Source organism: Rubellimicrobium roseum, from assembly GCF_006152145.1.
Lineage (GTDB): Bacteria > Pseudomonadota > Alphaproteobacteria > Rhodobacterales > Rhodobacteraceae > Rubellimicrobium > Rubellimicrobium roseum.
Genome location: NZ_VDFV01000004.1, coordinates 155,118 through 173,397, shown reverse-complemented (window position 1 = coordinate 173,397; position 18,280 = coordinate 155,118). Strand labels below are relative to the sequence as shown.

21 protein-coding genes are annotated in these 18,280 nt (G+C 71.7%); 19 read left to right on the top strand and 2 right to left on the bottom strand.

Features of this window, described 5'->3' with window-relative positions:
- The first annotated feature begins 1 nt into the window (after window position 1).
- From mltG to cysE, 19 genes are all read left to right on the top strand, one after another.
- On the top strand, window positions 2–1,183 hold the full coding sequence (gene mltG / locus FHG71_RS06120) for an endolytic transglycosylase MltG (protein ID WP_139080738.1): 1,182 nt from the start codon (window positions 2–4) through the stop codon (window positions 1,181–1,183).
- A gap of 337 nt (window positions 1,184–1,520) precedes the next feature.
- Window positions 1,521–1,850, top strand: coding sequence for a hypothetical protein (locus tag FHG71_RS06115; protein WP_139080737.1), 330 nt, complete (start codon window positions 1,521–1,523; stop codon window positions 1,848–1,850).
- A gap of 198 nt (window positions 1,851–2,048) precedes the next feature.
- Window positions 2,049–3,353, top strand: coding sequence for a DNA-packaging protein (locus FHG71_RS06110; protein WP_425467332.1), 1,305 nt, complete (start codon window positions 2,049–2,051; stop codon window positions 3,351–3,353).
- 114 nt (window positions 3,354–3,467) lie between these two features.
- The gene (locus tag FHG71_RS06105) at window positions 3,468–4,664 is read left to right on the top strand and encodes a phage portal protein (RefSeq protein ID WP_139080735.1); all 1,197 of its coding nucleotides are present in this window, start codon (window positions 3,468–3,470) and stop codon (window positions 4,662–4,664) included.
- A complete protein-coding gene (locus tag FHG71_RS06100; protein ID WP_139080734.1) occupies window positions 4,654–4,872 on the top strand; it encodes a GTA head formation protein, RCAP_rcc01685 family in 219 nt (72 codons plus the stop codon). Before FHG71_RS06105 ends, FHG71_RS06100 begins: the two co-directional genes overlap by 11 nt.
- Before the next feature lie 8 nt (window positions 4,873–4,880).
- Complete coding sequence (locus FHG71_RS06095; RefSeq protein WP_139080733.1) at window positions 4,881–5,411, top strand: HK97 family phage prohead protease; 531 nt, start codon at window positions 4,881–4,883, stop codon at window positions 5,409–5,411.
- 38 nt (window positions 5,412–5,449) lie between these two features.
- Complete coding sequence (locus FHG71_RS06090; protein WP_139080732.1) at window positions 5,450–6,631, top strand: phage major capsid protein; 1,182 nt, start codon at window positions 5,450–5,452, stop codon at window positions 6,629–6,631.
- A gap of 74 nt (window positions 6,632–6,705) precedes the next feature.
- Window positions 6,706–7,296: a head-tail connector protein gene (locus FHG71_RS06085; protein WP_139080731.1), complete on the top strand. Its 591-nt coding sequence runs from the start codon at window positions 6,706–6,708 to the stop codon at window positions 7,294–7,296.
- Window positions 7,293–7,631, top strand: coding sequence for a head-tail adaptor protein (locus FHG71_RS06080; RefSeq protein WP_139080730.1), 339 nt, complete (start codon window positions 7,293–7,295; stop codon window positions 7,629–7,631). The genes FHG71_RS06085 and FHG71_RS06080 overlap by 4 nt, the downstream gene beginning before the upstream one ends.
- Complete coding sequence (locus FHG71_RS06075; RefSeq protein ID WP_139080729.1) at window positions 7,628–8,053, top strand: DUF3168 domain-containing protein; 426 nt, start codon at window positions 7,628–7,630, stop codon at window positions 8,051–8,053. Before FHG71_RS06080 ends, FHG71_RS06075 begins: the two co-directional genes overlap by 4 nt.
- A gap of 12 nt (window positions 8,054–8,065) precedes the next feature.
- Window positions 8,066–8,479 carry a phage major tail protein, TP901-1 family gene (locus FHG71_RS06070; protein WP_139080728.1) on the top strand — a complete coding sequence of 138 codons (414 nt, stop codon included), beginning with the start codon at window positions 8,066–8,068 and terminating at the stop codon, window positions 8,477–8,479.
- Between the two features lie 3 nt (window positions 8,480–8,482).
- Window positions 8,483–8,797 (top strand): gene transfer agent family protein, encoded by a 315-nt coding sequence (locus tag FHG71_RS06065; protein WP_139080727.1) that lies wholly within the window; start codon window positions 8,483–8,485, stop codon window positions 8,795–8,797.
- Window positions 8,794–8,991, top strand: a complete 198-nt coding sequence (locus FHG71_RS06060; RefSeq protein WP_139080726.1) for a rcc01693 family protein — start codon at window positions 8,794–8,796, stop codon at window positions 8,989–8,991. The genes FHG71_RS06065 and FHG71_RS06060 overlap by 4 nt, the downstream gene beginning before the upstream one ends.
- Window positions 8,988–9,623, top strand: a complete 636-nt coding sequence (locus FHG71_RS06055; protein WP_139080725.1) for a phage tail tape measure protein — start codon at window positions 8,988–8,990, stop codon at window positions 9,621–9,623. The genes FHG71_RS06060 and FHG71_RS06055 overlap by 4 nt, the downstream gene beginning before the upstream one ends.
- Before the next feature lie 7 nt (window positions 9,624–9,630).
- Entirely contained in the window at window positions 9,631–10,248 is a 618-nt protein-coding gene (locus FHG71_RS06050) for a DUF2460 domain-containing protein (RefSeq protein WP_139080724.1), read from the top strand.
- Entirely contained in the window at window positions 10,245–11,105 is an 861-nt protein-coding gene (locus tag FHG71_RS06045; RefSeq protein WP_139080723.1) for a DUF2163 domain-containing protein, read from the top strand. The genes FHG71_RS06050 and FHG71_RS06045 overlap by 4 nt, the downstream gene beginning before the upstream one ends.
- The gene (locus FHG71_RS06040) at window positions 11,102–11,527 is read left to right on the top strand and encodes an NlpC/P60 family protein (protein WP_139080722.1); all 426 of its coding nucleotides are present in this window, start codon (window positions 11,102–11,104) and stop codon (window positions 11,525–11,527) included. Before FHG71_RS06045 ends, FHG71_RS06040 begins: the two co-directional genes overlap by 4 nt.
- Window positions 11,528–15,415 (top strand): baseplate multidomain protein megatron, encoded by a 3,888-nt coding sequence (locus tag FHG71_RS06035; RefSeq protein ID WP_139080721.1) that lies wholly within the window; start codon window positions 11,528–11,530, stop codon window positions 15,413–15,415.
- Between the two features lie 116 nt (window positions 15,416–15,531).
- Window positions 15,532–16,338: a serine O-acetyltransferase gene (cysE, locus tag FHG71_RS06030; RefSeq protein ID WP_139080720.1), complete on the top strand. Its 807-nt coding sequence runs from the start codon at window positions 15,532–15,534 to the stop codon at window positions 16,336–16,338.
- Window positions 16,339–16,341: 3 nt separating this feature from the next.
- Here the strand turns inward: cysE and FHG71_RS06025 are convergent, their stop codons facing one another.
- Together FHG71_RS06025 and FHG71_RS06020 are read right to left on the bottom strand one after the other, a co-directional pair.
- On the bottom strand, window positions 16,342–16,755 hold the full coding sequence (locus FHG71_RS06025) for an MliC family protein (RefSeq protein WP_139080719.1): 414 nt from the start codon (window positions 16,753–16,755) through the stop codon (window positions 16,342–16,344).
- A gap of 87 nt (window positions 16,756–16,842) precedes the next feature.
- A complete protein-coding gene (locus FHG71_RS06020; protein ID WP_139080718.1) occupies window positions 16,843–18,270 on the bottom strand; it encodes a pyruvate dehydrogenase complex dihydrolipoamide acetyltransferase in 1,428 nt (475 codons plus the stop codon).
- Window positions 18,271–18,280 lie beyond the last annotated feature (10 nt).

Here is an 18,280-nt window from a genome sequence, read left to right as displayed (position 1 = left end):
GATGTGGCGGCACGTCGCCGCGAACGCGCTCACCTTCCTGACGGTGGGCCTGTTCCTCCTCGCGGGCCTCGTCACCTGGGGCGTCCAGCAGTATTCCGCGCCGGGCCCCCTGGCCGAGGCGATCTGCCTTCGCGTTCCCGCCGGGGCCACCATGCGCCGGATCAGCGACGACTTGGCCGAGCGCGGCGCCATCGCCTCGCCCACGGTCTTCCGCCTGGGTGCCGACTACACCGAACGTTCGGGGCAGGAGAAGCAGGGCAGCTTCCTGATCCCCGCCTCCGCCTCGATGGACGAGATCACCGCCATCGTGACCGAAGGCGGCCCTTCCACCTGCGGGACCGAGGTCGTCTACCGCATCGGCGTCGCCCGCACCCTGGCCGAGGTGCGCGAGCGTGACCTCGCCGGCGACGGCTTCACCGAACTGGCCGAGTTCCAGCCGGGCCTCGACCCGATCCCCGCCGCCTACGAGCAGGTGAAGGCCGAATCCGACACGACCTACCGCGTCGTCATGGCCGAAGGCGTGACAAGCTGGCAGGTCGTGCAGGCCCTCAACGCGCTCGACGTGCTCGAAGGCGACGTGGAGGAGGTCCCGGCCGAAGGAATGCTTGCTCCCGACAGCTACGCGATCACCCCCGGCACGCCCGTGGCCGATGTCATCGCCCGGATGCAGTCCGCGCAGGAAACGTTCCTGGCCCAGGCCTGGGAGAACCGCGCCGAAGGGCTCCCCTTCGACACGCCCGAGGAAGCCCTGACCCTCGCCTCCATCGTCGAGAAGGAGACGGCGATTCCCGAGGAGCGGCCCATCGTCGCCTCCGTCCTCGTGAACCGCATCGAGCAGGGGATGCGACTCCAGTTCGACCCCACGATCATCTACGGGATCACGCGCGGGCAGGGGCTCCTCGACCGCCCGATCCGCGAATCCGACATCGCGGGCGCGACCGAGGCCGAGTTGCACGGCGAGGTTCTCTACAACACCTACGTCGTCAACGGCTTGCCCGCCGGCCCCATCGCCAATCCGGGCCGCCCGGCCATCGAGGCGGCGCTCAACCCGGCCGCCACGGATTACCTGTACTTCGTCGCGGACGGCTCGGGCGGCCACGCCTTTGCCGAGACGCTCGACGAGCACAACGAGAACGTCATCCGCTGGCGCCAGATCGAGGCCGAGGCAGGCCAGGACGGCTAGGGCCGCGCCCGCCCCCCACGTGGGCGCGCCCGATCCCGCCTCGTTCCGGTTTCAGACATCCCGGTGCGACCGCGCGCCCGGACCGGCGTCCGGGCAGCTCCGGTCGGCGAGGACGGTCGCGAGTGGCAGGTCGCCTAATAGCGGCGAGGGGCAGGACCCCTTTTGGCGACCCCCGTCGCGCGCCGCCGAATCGTCCCGCCTATACGCCGCCCCGTTAACGTCTCGTTAAACGGACCGTTCGGTCCTCTAAGAATCCGTTCACCCCTTTCCCGCACCCTGATCGTACCGGCCGGACTCCCCCGGCCGCGTCAACGACAAGAGCAGGAAAGGCCATACCATGACCCCCCGTCCCACGACCCTCTCCGCGCAGGAGATCGAGGACACCCTCACCGACACCCTCCAGCTTCTCCGCTCGGTCCGCCGCACGCTCGCACGGCTTCTGGACCGGGCCGAGGACGGCGACGGTACCGCCCTCAAGGACATCGGCCTGAAGTCGGCCGAGCTGGAAACCGCCCTCAAACGCGCCTTCGAGGCCGAGGAGCGCTTCAACGCCTGGCACGAGAAGCACTCGGGCCTGAGGAACGCCTGCGAGATCGACTTCGCCGGCCTGCGCGAGGAGATGGCCTGCCGCCTCGCGCGTCTCCGCGACTGCGGCGGGGAGGGCTGACCCATGACGTGGAAGCTTTTCGAGGAGAAGGCCCGGCAGGCGCGGACGATTGACGTGCCGCCTGCGAGCCCCCCGACGCCTCCCGAGGCGACCGGGCCGGAGCGGGCGCCTGCTCCGCGGCCCACCGAACCCCAGACGGCGGCGCCGGCTCCGGCCCCCTTCGACGCCCGCTGGCTTGCCCGGCAGGACCCCGACCTGATCCAGCGGACGCTCGCCGCGCTGCCAGAGCGCAACCTCGCGGCGCTTCCCTATCTCTTCGCCTTCTGGGCCCATTCCCACCAGCTTCCGCCGCCCGGCGACTGGCGCACCTGGGTCATCCTGGGCGGGCGCGGCGCGGGCAAGACGCGCGCCGGGGCCGAATGGGTCCGCTCCATGGTCGAAGGGCCCCGCCCCAGCGCCCCCGGCCGCGCCCGCCGCGTGGCTCTGCTGGCCGAGACCATCGACCAGGCCCGCGAGGTCATGGTCTTCGGCGATTCGGGCCTCCTGGCCTGCGCGCCGCCCGACCGCCGACCCCGCTGGCACGCCACGCGCCGGATGCTCGAATGGCCCAACGGCGCAACCGCCCAGCTCTTCTCGGCCCACGAGCCCGAGGCGCTTCGCGGCCCCCAGTTCGACGCCGCCTGGGCCGACGAGTTGGCCAAGTGGAAGAAGGCCGAATCCGCCTGGGACCAGCTCCAGTTCGCTCTCCGCCTCGGACAAGACCCCCGCTGCGTGGTCACGACCACCCCGCGCCCGACGCCGCTCCTGCGCGCGCTTCTGGAACGGCCGGGCACGGTGCGGACGCATGCCACGACCCGCGCCAACCGCGCCCATCTCGCGCCCGCCTTCCTTGAACAGGTCCAGACCCTCTACGGCAACACCCGCCTCGGGCGGCAGGAGATCGACGGACTCCTGCTCGACGACTCCGAGGGGATGCTCTGGACCGACGCGATGCTCGAATCGGCCCGCATCGACTTCGCGCCCCGCTTCGACCGGGTGGTGGTCGCCGTCGATCCCGCCGTCTCGACGGGCAAGCGCTCCGATTCGACCGGCATCGTCGTCGTGGGTGCCGTGACGCAGGGCGCCCCCGCCGACTGGCGCGCGGTGGTGCTGGAGGACGCGACGGTGCAGGGCGCCTCGCCCGAGGTCTGGGGCCGCGCCACCGTCGCCGCCGCGCGCCGCCACAACGCCTCGCGCGTGGTGGCCGAGGTCAACCAGGGCGGCGCCATGGTCGAGACGATCCTGCGCGGCATCGACCCGCACCTGCCCGTGACGCGCGTCCACGCCCGCCACGGCAAGGAGATCCGCGCCGAGCCCGTCGCCGCCCTCTACGAGCAGGGCCGCGTCCACCACCTCCGCTCTGCCGACCTGCGGCTTCTGGAGGATCAGATGACCCGCATGAGCGTCACCGGCTGGCACGGAAAAGGTTCGCCCGACCGGCTCGACGCGCTGGTCTGGGCGATCCACGAATCGGTCCTCGCCCCCTCCGAATCCTGGAAAAACCCTGGAATCCGAGGCCTCTAGGGGGTGTTGCGCGAAACAGGGGGGGACCGTTCGGTGCTATCAGAAACGATTAACCTTTGCAGGGCACCTTGGTCGCACGAGCCGCGATCCCGGCCCGAGGAGACAGAAAGACAGATGTTCGACTTCCTGAAGTTCACCCCCAGAGGGACCCCTGCCGGGCCGCGGCCGGTCCCCGCGGCCGTCCCCGAGGCCAAGGCCTCGGCGGCGGGCCAACTGGTCGCCTCGCCCGGCGCGACGGGCCGCCCGGCGCATGCGGCCCGCGACACGGCCCAGCTCACGCAACAGGGCTTCGCCCGCAACCCCGTGGGCTTCCGCGCCGTCCGCCTGATCGCCGAGGCCGCCGCCGCGCTGCCGCTGGTCCTGCAGGACCACGCGACCCGCTACGACGCGCACCCGGTCCTCGACCTCATCGCGCGGCCCAACCCCGCGCAGGGCCGCGCCGAGCTGCTTGAGTCGCTCTACGGCCAGCTCCTCCTCACGGGGAACGGCTACGTCGAGGCCGTGGCCGAGGAGGGGCTCCCGCAGGAGCTTCACGTCCTGCGCTCCGACCGCATGTCGGTCGTGCCGGGCGAGGACGGCTGGCCCGTGGCCTACGACTACGCCGTGGGCGGCCGCAAGCACCGCTTCCCCGCCCGCGCCGTCTGCCACGTCAAAAGCTTTCACCCGCAGGACGACCACTATGGCCTGTCGGCGCTCCAGGCCGCCGCCACCGCCATCGAGGTCCACAACGGCGCCTCACGCTGGTCGCTGGCCCTCCTGGAGAACGCCGCCCGCCCCTCGGGCGCCATCGTCTACAACGGCCCGAACGGCGGCACGCTCGCCCCCGACCAGTTCGACCGTCTGGTGAGCGAGATGGAGGCCCAGCACCAGGGCGCCCGCAACGCCGGCCGACCGATGCTCCTCGAAGGCGGGCTCGACTGGAAGCCGATGGGCTTCAGCCCCTCGGACATGGAGTTCCAGAAGACCAAGGAGTCCGCCGCCCGCGAGATCGCCATCGCTTTCGGGGTGCCGCCCATGATCCTGGGCATCCCCGGCGACGCGACCTACGCCAACTACCAGGAGGCGAACCGCGCCTTTGTCCGCCTCACGGTCCTGCCGCTCGCCACCCGCGTCACCTCCGCGATCAGCGACTGGCTGTCGGACTTCACCGGAGAACGGATCACGCTCGCCCCCGACCTCGACCAGATCCCGGCGCTGGCGGCCGAGCGCGACTCGCAATGGCGGCGCATCGCCGGGGCGGCCTTCCTGTCCCCGTCCGAGAAGCGCCGCCTCCTCGGCCTGCCCCCCGCGGAGGCCCCCGATGGGACATGAGCCCCGCGCCTTCCTCTGCGCCCCCGGCCTGCGCATCGAGAACCACGAGCGCCTGGCCGAGCTCCAGTTCGCCCAGCTCCACCAAGCCCTCGGCAAGATCGAGGCGATGATGGAGCGGCTGGAGAAGCGCCTCTGGCTCACCGTCTACGGCGTGGTGGGGGTGATCCTCGCCCAGGCCGTCCAGCCTCTCCTCAGCCATCTGCCCTGAAGGACATCATGGAGACCAAGTTCACCCGGCCGCTGACGGACCTGACCGTTCAGGACGATGGCCTGACCATCGAAGGCTACGCCTCGCTCTTCGGCCTCCCCGACCAGGGCGGCGACATCATGGAGCGCGGAGCTTACGCAAAATCTCTGGAACGCCTCGCAACCCACGGAGACTCCGTGAAGATGCTCTGGCAGCACGACCCGTCCGAGCCCATCGGGCTCTGGGAGGAGGTGCGCGAGGACGCCCGTGGCCTCCGGGTCAAGGGCCGCCTCCTGCCCGAGGTCGCGAGGGGCCGCGAAGCCGCCGCGCTGATCCGCGCCGGCGCCATCGACGGCCTGTCCATCGGCTACCGGACCGTCCGGGCCACCAAGGACAGCCAGGGCCGACGCCGCCTCCACGAGGTCGAGCTCTGGGAAGTCTCCCTGGTGACCTTCCCCATGCTGCGCGAGGCCCGCCTCGCCGCGAAGGGCGCCGACTTGGCGCTCCTCCACGAAATGACGGCGGCGGTGGCCCAGGCCCGCGCCCGCCTCATGGGCTGACCCCAGCCCCGAACCCCAACCCTGAAAAGGACCCACGCATGACTGCTCCCGAGACGCTGTCCCGGGCCGGGGAAGATCTGTCCCCGTCGCCCGAGGTGAAGGCCGCCACCAGCGCCTTCCTCCACGAGTTCAACGCCTTCGCCACCGAAGTTTCCACCAAGCTGCAAGCCCAAGAGGACCGCATGACCAAGCTTTCCGCCAAGATGACCCACGCCGCCCACCGCCCGATGCTGGCCGCCGAAGCCTTCGAGGCTCCGCATCAGAAGGCCTTCGACGCCTACCTCCGCTCGGGCGATGACGTGGCCCTGCGCGGCCTCGCGCTCGAGGGCAAGGCGCTCTCCACCGCCGTCGCCGTCGACGGGGGCGTGCTGATCTCGCCCCAGGCCGCCGAAAGCATCCGCCAGATCCTCGTCTCCACCGCCTCGCTGCGCTCCATCGCCAGCGTGGTCGCGGTCGAGAACGCCAGCCTCGACATCCTGATCGACCGGGGCGAGCTGGGCGCGGGCTGGGCCACCGAGACGGCCGGGGCCACCGAGACCGCGACCGGCGTCCTCGAGAAGATCAACATCCCGCTCCATGAACTCGCCGCCCAGCCCAAGGCCTCGCAGCGGCTCCTCGACGACGCCGCCTTCGACGTGGAGGCCTGGCTCGCCGGCCGCATCGCCGAGCGCTTCGCCCGCGCCGAATCCGCGGCCTTCGTGACCGGCAACGGCGTGGACAAGCCGCGCGGCATCCTGAGCTACGCCACCGTCCCGAACGGCACCTGGACCTGGGGCAACATCGGCTACGTGCCCACGGGGGCGGCCGGCGCTCTCACGACCATCGACCCGATCGTGGACCTCGTCTACGCGCTGGGCGCCCAGTACCGCCCGCGCGCCTGCTTCGTGATGAACTCGCGCACCACCGGCGTGCTGCGCAAGCTCAAGGACGCCGACGGCCGCTTCCTCTGGTCCGACGGCCTGACCGCCGGAGAGCCCGCGCGCCTGATGGGCTACCGTGTCCTGATCTGCGAGGACATGCCCGACATCGCCGGCAACGCCATGGCCATCGCCTTCGGCGACTTCACGGCCGGCTACACGATCGCGGAACGCCCCGACCTGCGCGTCCTGCGCGACCCCTACAGCGCCAAGCCCCACGTCCTCTTCTACGCGACCAAGCGCGTGGGCGGCGGCGTGATCGACTTCGCCGCGATCAAGCTCCTCCGCTTCGCCGCGAGCTGATCCCCGAATCAAACAATTTCGGGGCCGTCCTCCGCGACGGCCCCAATCCCCGACCCCACGCGAAAGGTTTTCCGATGAACCTGGTCGAACTGACGGAGGCGCCCGACTCCGCGCTCCCCGTCGCCCGCCTGAGAGAGCACCTGCGCCTCGGGACGGGGTTCTCCGACGACGACGTGCAGGACGCGCTGCTCGCGGGCTTCCTGCGCGCCGCCATCGCCACCATCGAGGGCCGGACGGGCAAGGCGCTGCTGACCCGGCGCTTCGCCCTGACGCTCTCCGCCTGGCGCGCGTCCGACCGCCAGCCCCTGCCGGTCGGCCCTGCCACGGCGCTCCATGAGGTCGCGCTCCTCGGCGCCGAGGGCGTCGAGGTGCCCGTGCCGCTCACCTTCCTGCGCCTCCTGGGCGACGGCTCGCGCACCAGCCTCGCCGCGCTGGGCAGCCTTCCCGCGATCCCGCAGGGCGGCGCGGCGCGCGTCACCTTCGACGCGGGCTTCGGTCCCGCCTGGGAGGACGTGCCCGCCGACCTTGCACAGGCGGTCCTGATGCTCGCGGCCCACTACCACGAATACCGCCACGAGACGGCGCTGGGCGCGGGCTGCATGCCCTTCGGCGTCACGGCCCTCATCGACCGCTGGCGGCCCGTCCGCCTGGGGGCCTTCGCATGAGCGCGCCCCGCCTCAACCGCCGCCTCGTGCTGGAGCATCCGACCCGGACCCCCGACGGCGCGGGCGGCTACCACAAGGGCTGGACCGCCCTCGGCACGCTCTGGGCCGAGGTCGATCCGGGCACCGCCAGCACCGTCGCCCAGCCCGCCGGAGCCGAGACGCGCCTGCCGCTGAAGATCACCGTGCGCGGCGCCCCCCTTGGCGCCCCCTCGCGCCCCCTCGTCGGCCAGCGCTTCCGTGACGGGGCCAATGCCTACCCGATCCGCTCGGTCAGCCTCGCGGACGCCACCGGCCGCTTCCTCCTCTGCCTCGCCACCGAGGAGGGCGCGCTGTGACCTATGCGCTCTCGCAGGGCCTCCAGGCCGCGATCTACCAGCGGCTCACCAGCTACCCGCCGCTCCAGGCGCTCGTCGGCCCCGACATCTACGACCAGGTGCCGCCCGGGCTCCTGCCCACGCTCTACGTCGCCCTCGGCCCCGAGGTCGTCCGCGACCGCTCCGACGCGACGGGGCGGGGCAGCGAGCACGACGTCGCCGTCAGCGTCGTCACCGACGGGGCAGGCTTCTCGGCCGCCAAGGCCGCCGCCAGCGCCGTCTCGGACGCGCTCACCGACCATCCCCTGACGCTCCCGCGCGGGCGGGTGGTCAGCTCCCGCTTCCTGCGCGCCCAGGCCCGCCGGATCGGCTCGGGCGAGACGCGCCAGATCGACCTCATCTTCCGCCTCCGCGTCGAGGACGACGCGGACATCCCCTCGTAAGGAGACCCCAAGATGCCCGCTCAGGCCGGCAAGGACCTTCTCATCAAGATCGACATGGACGGCAGCGGCCGGTTCGAAACCGTCGCGGGCCTCCGCGCCACCCGGATCGCCTTCAACGCCGAGACGGTGGACGTGACCAGCCTCGACAGCCCCGGCGGCTGGCGCGAGTTGCTGGCCGGCGCGGGCGTCCGCTCGGCCGCGCTCTCGGGCAACGGCGTGTTCAAGGACGCCGCGACCGACGCTCGCCTGCGCTCGCTCTTCTTCGGGGGCCAGATCCCGCAGGCGCAGGTGATCGTTCCCGACTTCGGCACGATCCAGGGTCCGTTCCAGATCACCACGCTCGAATACGCGGGCACCCACGACGGCGAGGCGACCTACGAACTGGCGTTGGCCTCGGCCGGGCAACTCACCTTCGCGGGGGCCTGAGCCATGCCGAACCCCCATGCCGGCGAGGTCGAGATCGTCATCGACGGCGTCCCCCGCACCGCCCGGCTCACTCTCGGTGCCCTCGCGGAGCTGGAGGCGACCCTGGGCGACGACACCCTCGTGGCGCTCGTCGCCCGCTTCGAGGCCGGAGACATCTCGTCCCGCGACGTGCTGGGGCTGATCGTGGCGGGCTTGCGGGGCGGCGGCTGGAACGTGACCGCGCCGGAGCTGCTGGCCGCCGAGATCGCGGGCGGCCCGCTCGGCGCCGTCCAGAAGGCCGCCGAGCTTCTGGCCCGCGCCTTCGCGATCCCCGAATGAGCGCCCCCTTCGACTGGCCCGCGCTCCTGCGCGCGGGCCTCCAGACCCTCCGCCTCCGGCCGGCAGAGTTCTGGGCCCTCACTCCCGCCGAGCTGTCCCTGATGCTTGGCCTTGACCATTGCCCGCTCCCCATGGGCCGCGCCCGCTTCCGGGAACTCGCGGCCCGGCACCCCGACCAAGGACCCACCCCATGAGCCTCTTCGACTTCGACGACGACGACGCCCCCCTGACCGACGCGACCCGCAGCGCGAGCGCCTTCGCGGCCGAGCTGGCCCGCGTCCGCGATTCGCTGGGCACCACCTCTCGTGACCTGAGCGGGCTGGAGAAGGGCTTCGCCGGCGGCCTGCGCCGCGCCATCGCGGGCCTGGTGATCGACGGCGACCGCCTGTCCGACGCGCTCCGCACCGTAGGCCGCGCCATGATCGACACTGTCTACAAGGCCGCGATGAAACCCGTGACCGACCAGATGGGCGGGATGCTCGCCCAGGGGCTCGGCGCGATCATGGGGCCGCTCGCACCCTTCGCCCAGGGAGCGCCGTTCAGTCAGGGCCGCGTGATGCCCTTCGCCAAGGGCGGGGTCGTCAGCCGGGCCACGACCTTCCCGATGCGCGGCGCCACCGGCCTGATGGGCGAGGCCGGCCCCGAGGCGATCATGCCCCTGACGCGCGGTCCCGACGGCCGCCTGGGTGTGCGCGCCGAATCGGGCCGTGCCGTCCACGTCACCATCCACATCGCGACGCCTGACGTCGCAGGCTTCCGCCGCAGCCAGGGCCAGATCGCCGCCGAGATGACGCGGCTCCTGGGCCGCGGCGCCCGCAATCGCTGAGGACCCCATGGCCTTCCACGACATCTGCTTCCCCGCATCCCTCAGCTTCGGCGCCCTGGGCGGCCCCGAGCGCCGGGTCGAGATCGTCACCCTCGCCAACGGCCACGAGGAGCGCAACGCCCCCTGGTCCCAGTCGCGACGCCGCTACGACGCGGGGCTGGGCCTGCGCTCGCTCGACGACCTCCACGACCTCCTCGCGTTCTTCGAGGCGCGCGGCGGCCAGCTCCACGGCTTCCGCTGGAAGGACTGGGCCGACCACAAGTCCTGCGCGCCCTCGGCCACGCCGGGCCCCCTCGACCAGCCGATCGGGCAGGGTGACGGGACCACTCGCGATTTCCAGCTCCGCAAGGCCTACGCCTCGGGCGGCACGACCCACTGGCGCCCGATCACCCACCCGGTCGCAAGCACCCTTCGCGTCGCCGTCGCCGGGACCGAGCGGCACGACTGGACGCTCGACGGGGGCCGCGTGACCTTCGCGACCGCCCCCGTCGCCGGGACCGCCGTCACCGCGGGCTTCGAGTTCGATGTCCCCGTCCGCTTCGACAATGACGCGATCCGCGTGCAGGTCTCCAACTTCCAGGCGGGCGAGGTTCCCTCGGTCCCGGTGATCGAGGTGCGCGCATGAGCCTCCGCGACCACCTCGCCACGGGTGCCACCACCGTCGCCCGCTGCTGGGCCGTCACCCGCAGGGACGGCGTGACGCTCGGCTTCACCGACCACGACCTCCCTCTGCACTTCGAAGGCATCGACTTCCGCCCCGACTCCGGCCTGACGGCCAGCGCCACCGTGCAGGGCACCGGCCTTTCCGTGGACAACGCCGAGGCGATGGGCACCCTGTCCTCGGACGCGATCACGGACAGCGACATCGACGCCGGGCGCTACGACGAAGCCGCCGTCCGCCTCTGGCACGTCAACTGGTCCGACCCCGCCCAGCGCGAGCTGCGCTTCCGTGGCACGCTGGGCGAGATCCGGCGGGAGGGCCGCGCCTTCCACGCCGAGCTGCGCGGCCTGACCGAGGCGCTGAACCGCCCCTTGGGCCGCCTCTACCAGACCACCTGCGGCGCGGCCCTGGGCGACGCCGCCTGCCGGTTCGACCTGGCCGCCATCGCGGTAGCCGCCGACTGCGGCGCCACCGACGGCCAGACGTTCCGTCTTTCGGGCCTGTCTCTGCCGCCGGGTTGGTTCCGGCACGGCCGCCTGTCCGTCCTGACCGGAGCGGCACGGGGCCTGTCCGGCGTCATCCGCGACGACCGCATGGAAGGCGACACCCGTCTCCTCGCCCTCTGGTCGCCGCTGCGCGCGCCGCTTGCCCCCGCAGACCGTCTGCGCCTGGAGCTCGGCTGCGACAAGCGGGCCGACACCTGCCGCCTCAAGTTCGGCAACCTCGTCAACTTCCGCGGCTTCCCCTTCATCCCCGGCGAGGACTGGCTCCTGTCCGTACCGGTCCCCTCGGGCGCCAACGACGGAGGGCCGCTGAGATGAGCCGCCCCGAACCGCGCATCGTCGCCGCCGCCCGCCTCTGGATCGGCACCCCCTATCTCCACCAGGCCTCGGCCAAGGGCGCCGGCTGCGACTGCCTGGGCCTGATCCGCGGCGTCTGGCGCGAGGTCCACGGGACTGAGCCCGCCCCCGTCCCGCCCTACAGCCCCGACTGGTCCGAGCCGCAGGGCGAGGAGCGGCTCTGGGCCGCCGCCGCGCGGCTCCTTCTGCCCGGTCGCGGCCAGCCCGGCGACCTCCTCCTCTTCCGCATGCGCGAGAGCGCCGTGGCCAAGCACCTCGGCATCCTGTCCGCGCCCGCTGCCTTCATCCACTCCCTGAGCGGTCACGGCGTCGTCGAATCCCCGCTCTCCGCCCCCTGGGCCGCCCGCATCGTGGCCCGCTTCGACCTCGAAGGAGCCCGCTAGATGGCCACCCTCGTCCTATCCGCCGCCGGCATGGCGCTGGGCGGCTCCATCGGAGGTTCGGTCCTGGGCCTGTCCTCCGCCATGCTGGGCCGTGCCGCCGGTGCCATGCTGGGCCGGGCCATCGACGAGCGGGTTCTCGGCGCGGGCAGCGCCCCTGTCGAGACCGGCCGCATCGACCGCTTCCGCCTCACGGGGGCCTCCGAGGGCGCGCCTGTCGCCCGCGTCCACGGCGCGGTGCGGCTCGCGGGCCAGGTCATCTGGGCCACCCGCTTCCGCGAGACCGCGACGACGGAAGGCGCGGGCGGCAAGGGCGCCCCGCAGCCCGAGGTCACGAGCTACGGCTACACCGTCTCGCTCGCCATTGCGCTCTGCGAGGGCGAGATCACCGGGGTGGGCCGCATCTGGGCGGACGGGACCGAGATCGCCACGACCGACCTCCAGCTCTCGGTCTACCAAGGGACCGAGGACCAGCTTCCCGACCCGCGCCTGGAGGCGGTCGAGGGGGCAGGGCGCGTCCCCGCCTTCCGTGGCATCGCCTACGTCGTCATCGAGGACCTGCCCCTCGGCCGTTTCGGCAACCGCGTCCCCCAGCTCTCCTTCGAGGTCTTCCGCCCCGCGCCCGAGCGACCCGACGATCAGGCCGAGGACATCGCCCGCCTCCTGCGCGGCGTGGCACTTATCCCCGGCACGGGCGAATACGCGCTGGCCACCACGCCGGTCTATCTCGATCACGGCTTTGCCGACCGCCGCCCGGCCAACATCTCCACGCCACAGGGCCGCCCCGACCTCCTCGTCTCGCTCGACCAGCTCTGCACGGAGCTCCCGCGCCTCCAGTCGGTCAGCCTCGTGGCCTGCTGGTTCGGGAACGACCTCCGCGCCGGCCACTGCCGGGTCGAACCCAAGGTCGAGAGCCACGAGGCCGACGGCGAGGGGATGCCCTGGTCCGTCTCGGGCGTGACCCGTGCCCAAGCCACGCTTGTCCCGCGCGAGGGGCACCGCCCCGTCTACGGCGGCACGCCCACCGACGCCTCGGTGACCGAGGCCATCCGCGAGATCAGGCGGCGCGGGAAGGCGGTCGTCTTCTACCCCTTTCTCCTGATGGACCAGCTTGCGGGCGATGCGCTCCCCGATCCCTACGGCGGCGCTTCGCAGCCCGCGCTGCCCTGGCGCGGCCGGATCACGCTGTCGGTCGCGCCCGGCCGCCCCGGCTCCCCGGACGGCACCGCCCATGCCGAGGCCGAGGTGGCCGCCTTCTTCGGCGAGGCCCGCCCCGACCACTTCGCGCCCCAGACCACCGGTGTCGCCTACAGCGGTCCAGCCGAGTGGTCCTTCCGCCGCATGATCCTGCACTACGCCCATCTCTGCGCCGCAGCCGGGGGCGTGGAGGCCTTCTACATCGGCACGGAGATGCGCGAGCTGACCTTCATCCGGGGTCCCCAAGGCTACCCGGCCGTCGAGGCGCTGCGTCGCCTCGCCCGCGAGGTGAAGGCGATCCTGCCCGGCGCGAAGATCACCTACGCCGCCGACTGGTCCGAATACCACGGCCACCAGCCGCCGGGGACCTCCGACAAGGTGTTCCACCTCGACCCGCTCTGGGCCGATCCGGCGATCGACGTGATCGGGATCGACAACTACATGCCCTTGTCGGACTGGCGGGACGGGACGGACCATCTCGACGCCCCCTGGGGCGATATCCATTCCATCGACTACCTCGCCGCCAACGTCGCGGGGGGCGAGCTTCACGACTGGTTCTACGCCTCTGCCGCCGACCGTGCCGCACAGCGCCGGACTCCGATCGCGGACGGGCAGGGCGAGCCCTGGATCTGGCGGCTCAAGGACCTGAAGTCCTGGTGGTCCAACCCCCACCACGACCGGGTGAACGGCCTCCGGTCGGCCAGCCCGACCGCCTGGGTTCCCCTCTCCAAACCCATCTGGTTCACCGAGATCGGCTGCGCCACGCTCGACAAGGCCACGAACGAGCCGAACAGGTTCCTCGACCCCAAGTCGTCCGAGTCCGTCCTCCCCCATTTCTCGAACGGGCGCCGTGACGACCTGATCCAGCAATGCTACTTCCGCGCGCTGTTCCGGCACTGGTCGGACCCGGCCAACAACCCGGTCTCGCCGCACTATGGGGGGCCGATGGTCGACATGGACCGGGCCCATGCCTGGGCCTGGGACGCGCGACCCTTTCCGGCCTTCCCGGCGAGGAACGATCTCTGGGGCGACGGGATCAACTATCATCGCGGCCACTGGCTCAACGGTCGCACGTCGGCGCGCGACCTGGCCTCGGTGGTGCAGGAGATCTGCCGCGACAGCGGCGCGCCCGAACCCGACACCGCGCACCTTCACGGCCTCCTGCGCGGGATGCTGATCGAGGCGCCCGGCACCGCGCGCGAGGCGCTCCAGCCCCTGATGCTCGCCCATGGCTTCGACGCAGCCGAGCGCGACGGGCGGCTCGTCTTCCGCAGCCGCTCCGGGATGGCAGGAACCGAGTTGGACCCGGCCGCGATGGTCCACGACCCGCGGGCCGGAGCGACGGTCACCCGCATCCGCGCGCCCGAGGCCGAACTGGCCGGCCGAGTGGAGGTCGGCTTCCTGGAACACGGCGGCGACTACGCCAGCGTATCGGCCGAGGTCCGCCTTCCGGACGACGACCGGCCCACGCTGTCGCGCAACGCTCTGCCCCTCGTGCTCCTTCGCGAGGAAGGGACGGCCCTGGCCGAGCGCTGGCTGCAGGAGTCGCGTGTCGCCCGCGACGCCCTTCGCTTGGCGCTGCCGCCCTCGCAGGCACATCTGGGGCCGGGTGACGCGATCCGGCTGGACGGGGCCTCCTGGCGCATCGACCGGGTCGAGGAGACGGGCGCCCGAACGATCGAGGCCCTGCGCGTCGAGCCCGGCCTGTGGTCGGTTCCCGACACCGAGGATGCCTCTCGCCCGCCGCGCCCCTTCGCTGTCCCCGCGCCGGTCGAGGCGCTGTTCCTCGACCTCCCACTCCTGTCGGGGGACGAGGTCGCACATGCGCCGCATGTGGCCTTCGCGGCCACTCGCTGGCCGGGCCCGGTCCTGCTGCGGTCGAGCGACACCGACGCCGATTACCGGACGGTCCTGACCCAGCCGGCGCCCGCCACGGTCGGGATCACCCTCACGTCGCTTTCGGCGGCCCCGCCGGGGATATGGGACCGCGGGCCGGCCCTGCGCGTCCGGTTGGTCAGCGGGACACTCGCCTCCGTGGGACCCGAGCGGGTCCTGGGCGGAGCGGCGGCCGCGGCCGTCGGCGACGGCTCCCCGGGGAACTGGGAAATCCTTCAGTTCGCCGAAGCCGAGCTGGTGGCGCCCCGGACCTGGGACCTAAAGCTGCGGCTGCGCGGGCAGGGCGGCACGGACGGGGTCATGCCGCCGATCTGGCCTGCCGGCTCGCGCTTCGTCCTGCTCGACGGTGCAGTGACCCAATGGCCGTTTCCTGCTGGCTGGCGCAATGGGCTCCGCCACTACCGCTGGGGTCCGGCGGGACGTCTTTCCTCTGATCCTTCCTGGCGGCACATGTCGGTGGCTTTCCAGGGGACAGGGCTCCGCCCTTATCCCGTCTGCCATCTACGCGCCCGCCGCTCGCCGGATGGTGTCGTGCTGTCCTGGGTCCGGCGCACCCGGATCGACAGCGACTCCTGGTCGGGCCCCGAGGTGCCGCTGGGCGAGGAGCGGGAGGCCTACCGCCTGCGTCTGCTGCGCGGCGAGACGGTGCTGCGCGAGTTGGACACCTCCATCCCGACCTGGACCTACTCGGCCGCGATGCAGGCTCAGGACGGGGTAGGACCCGTGCTTGCGGAGGTCGCCCAGGTGTCCGACCGTTTCGGTTCCGGGCCGGCAAGGACGATCGATCTTCCGACCTGATCGCCAGCGAGAAAAAATCCGCCTTGCGTGCAAGCGAGCGGGAGCCTCATCCTTCCACGATGGCTCCCGCCCCCTATCTGCGCTAGGGTCCCGCCGGAGCGAGGGAGATCACCGTCATGGCGACACCGAAACTGCAAGTAGCCGAGCTCGATCCCGTCTGGTCGCGCATCCGGCTCGAGGGCGAAGCTGCCGTTTCGGGCGAGCCCCTGCTGGGCGGCCTGGTGCATTCGAGCGTCCTTCATCACCCGACCTTCGAGCGGGCGTTGGCTTACAGGATCGCCATGAAGCTCAGCTCCCCCGAGATGTCGGGGCAGATCCTGCGCGAGATCGTCGACGAAGCCTTGGCCGACGAACCCGGCATCGCGCAGGCTGCCCGCGCCGACATCGTGGCCATCAACGATCGGGATCCTGCCTGCAACACGTTCCTGCAGCCCATGTTGTATTTCAAGGGCTTCCAAGCGGTGCAGGCCTATCGGGTGGCGCATCACCTCTGGACCCAAGGCCGGCGGGACATGGCCTACTTCTTTCAGATGCGCGTGTCCGAGGTCTTCGGCGTCGACATCCATCCGGCGGCCCGGATCGGCAAAGGGATCATGATCGACCATGCCCATTCCATCGTCATCGGCGAGACGGCGGTAGTGGGTGACAACGTCTCGATGCTGCATTCGGTGACGCTGGGCGGCACCGGCAAGACGGACGGCGACCGCCATCCCAAAATCGGCGACGGCGTGCTGATCGGAGCGGGGGCGCACGTCTTGGGCAACATCCGGATCGGCCATTGTTCCCGCATCGCGGCGGGCAGCGTGGTGCTCCATGACGTGCCGCCCTGCAAGACGGTGGCTGGCGTGCCCGCCAAGATCGTGGGCGAAGCCGGATGCGCCCAGCCGGCCATGGCCATGGACCACCGGGTTCCCGGCGAGTGACCTTCAGCCGCTGGCGCGGCACTCGGTGCCCGGAGCCGAGGCGAGGCTTTCGCCCGGCCCGAGCGGGGCGAGGGACGCGATGGTGAGGCCCCGCGTCCACCATTGCAATCCGCCGCCGATATAGCGGGCACCGCTGGCCGAAACTGCCGGGATCATGCGGACATTCTCCCCATTGATCCGCAGCCGCGCGGTGTTGCCCAAGCGATCCACGTCGTCCCGGTCGGGATAGTCAGCCTGCACGACCGTCCCGTCGGCGCATAGGTAGGTGAGGGCGTCGCCACGCGGCGGCAGGCCCACCCCGGCGACTTCGGACGGCGTCGGGGCGGCGAGGCCGGTTGGAAGTCCGGCGATCGGCGCCGAGGACCCGCAGGCCGTCAGGCAAGCGGCGGCTGCGAGTGCGACGAGGGGCCTGCACATGAACGGTTCCTTCGAGCAGAGTCTTCGGAAGGGCAGGTCTCAGGTAGGCTTGGCGGTGTCCCGTCACAGCGACGGGACACCGCGCAATTATGCCAGCATCGCGACCGGGTTCTCCAGATTGTCCTTGATGGCTTGGAGGAGTTGTGCGCCCAGCGCCCCGTCGATGACGCGGTGATCGACCGAGAGCGTCACCGACATGATCGTCGCGATCTCGATCTGGTCGTTCGCGCCGACGACGGGCTTCTTCACCCCTGCGCCAACCGCGAGGATCGCGCCATGCGGCGGGTTGATGACCGCGTCGAAGTTGTCGATCCCGAACATCCCGAGGTTCGAGATAGCGAAGCTGCCGCCCTGGTATTCGTGCGGGGCGAGCTTCTTGATACGCGCTCGGGCGGCCAAGTCCTTCATCTCGGCGGACAGGGCCGACAACGACTTGAGGTGCGCGTCCTTGAGGACCGGCGTGAAGAGGCCCCCTTCGATGGCCACGGCCACCGCCACATCCGAGGGCTTGAGCTTGACGATCCGGTCGCCCGCCCAGATGGCGTTGGCCTCGGGCACCTGCTGGAGCGCCAGCGCGCAGGCCTTGATGACGAAGTCGTTGACCGAGAGCTTGACCTTGCGGGCCTCCAGCGCGCCATTGAGCTGGGTGCGGAACGCCAGCAGCGCGTCGAGTCGGATGTCGCGACGCAGATAGAAGTGTGGAATGGTCTGCTTGGCCTCGGTCAGGCGCGCGGCGATCGTCCGGCGCATCCCGTCGAGCTTGACCTCCTCGTAGTCGCGGCCCTCGTACATGCGAAGAATGGCGTCGGCAGAGGGGGCCGGCGCGGCGGCAGCCTTGGGCGCCTCGGGTTTGGGTGCCGGGGCGGGCGCCGCGCCGACGGGCGCGGGCTGCGGGGCCGGGGCGGCCTTGGGCGCGGGCTGGGCGCCCTCGACGTCGGCCTTGACGATGCGGCCGTTCGGGCCGCTGCCCTTCACCTGCGAAAGGTCGAGGCCCTTGTCCTGCGCGATGCGGCGCGCGAGGGGCGAGGCGAAGACCCGGCCGCCATGGGCGGACTGGGCCGGAGCGGCGGAGGTCGTGGGCGTCTCCACCTTGGCCGCCGCGGAGTCGAGAAGGCCGGCCGGCGCGTTCCCCGTCCGCTCGGGCACGGGGCCCAGCGAGTAGTCGGCGATCGCCCCGGAGGGGTCGGGTGCGCTCGAGGGCGGGTTCGCGCCCGCGTCCACGGCCGAGGCCGGGGAGGAGCCGTCCGTTGATGCGGCGGCCGAGGCGTCCTCGCCTTCCGCGAGAAGGACGGCGATGGGCGTGTTGACCTTCACCCCCTCGGTTCCGGCACCGACGAGGATCTGGCCGATGACGCCTTCGTCGACGGCCTCGAACTCCATGGTGGCCTTGTCGGTCTCGATCTCGGCCATCACGTCGCCGGACTTGACCGTGTCGCCCTCCTTCACGAGCCAGCGGGCGAGGGTGCCTTCCTCCATGGTGGGCGACAGCGCGGGCATGAGGATCTGCGTGGGCATCTGGGGCGTC

Bases quoted from the DNA above. Each gene is read 5' to 3' on its own strand.
- mltG (WP_139080738.1), top strand. From the start codon at position 2: ATGTGGCGGCACGTCGCCGCGAACGCGCTCACCTTCCTGACGGTGGGC.
- FHG71_RS06115 (WP_139080737.1), top strand. From the start codon at position 1,521: ATGACCCCCCGTCCCACGACCCTCTCCGCGCAGGAGATCGAGGACACC.
- FHG71_RS06105 (WP_139080735.1), top strand. From the start codon at position 3,468: ATGTTCGACTTCCTGAAGTTCACCCCCAGAGGGACCCCTGCCGGGCCG.
- FHG71_RS06100 (WP_139080734.1), top strand. From the start codon at position 4,654: ATGGGACATGAGCCCCGCGCCTTCCTCTGCGCCCCCGGCCTGCGCATC.
- FHG71_RS06095 (WP_139080733.1), top strand. From the start codon at position 4,881: ATGGAGACCAAGTTCACCCGGCCGCTGACGGACCTGACCGTTCAGGAC.
- FHG71_RS06090 (WP_139080732.1), top strand. From the start codon at position 5,450: ATGACTGCTCCCGAGACGCTGTCCCGGGCCGGGGAAGATCTGTCCCCG.
- FHG71_RS06085 (WP_139080731.1), top strand. From the start codon at position 6,706: ATGAACCTGGTCGAACTGACGGAGGCGCCCGACTCCGCGCTCCCCGTC.
- FHG71_RS06080 (WP_139080730.1), top strand. From the start codon at position 7,293: ATGAGCGCGCCCCGCCTCAACCGCCGCCTCGTGCTGGAGCATCCGACC.
- FHG71_RS06070 (WP_139080728.1), top strand. From the start codon at position 8,066: ATGCCCGCTCAGGCCGGCAAGGACCTTCTCATCAAGATCGACATGGAC.
- FHG71_RS06065 (WP_139080727.1), top strand. From the start codon at position 8,483: ATGCCGAACCCCCATGCCGGCGAGGTCGAGATCGTCATCGACGGCGTC.
- FHG71_RS06060 (WP_139080726.1), top strand. From the start codon at position 8,794: ATGAGCGCCCCCTTCGACTGGCCCGCGCTCCTGCGCGCGGGCCTCCAG.
- FHG71_RS06055 (WP_139080725.1), top strand. From the start codon at position 8,988: ATGAGCCTCTTCGACTTCGACGACGACGACGCCCCCCTGACCGACGCG.
- FHG71_RS06050 (WP_139080724.1), top strand. From the start codon at position 9,631: ATGGCCTTCCACGACATCTGCTTCCCCGCATCCCTCAGCTTCGGCGCC.
- FHG71_RS06045 (WP_139080723.1), top strand. From the start codon at position 10,245: ATGAGCCTCCGCGACCACCTCGCCACGGGTGCCACCACCGTCGCCCGC.
- FHG71_RS06040 (WP_139080722.1), top strand. From the start codon at position 11,102: ATGAGCCGCCCCGAACCGCGCATCGTCGCCGCCGCCCGCCTCTGGATC.
- FHG71_RS06035 (WP_139080721.1), top strand. From the start codon at position 11,528: ATGGCCACCCTCGTCCTATCCGCCGCCGGCATGGCGCTGGGCGGCTCC.
- cysE (WP_139080720.1), top strand. From the start codon at position 15,532: ATGGCGACACCGAAACTGCAAGTAGCCGAGCTCGATCCCGTCTGGTCG.
- FHG71_RS06025 (WP_139080719.1), bottom strand. From the start codon at position 16,755: ATGTGCAGGCCCCTCGTCGCACTCGCAGCCGCCGCTTGCCTGACGGCC.
- FHG71_RS06020 (WP_139080718.1), bottom strand. From the start codon at position 18,270: ATGCCCACGCAGATCCTCATGCCCGCGCTGTCGCCCACCATGGAGGAA.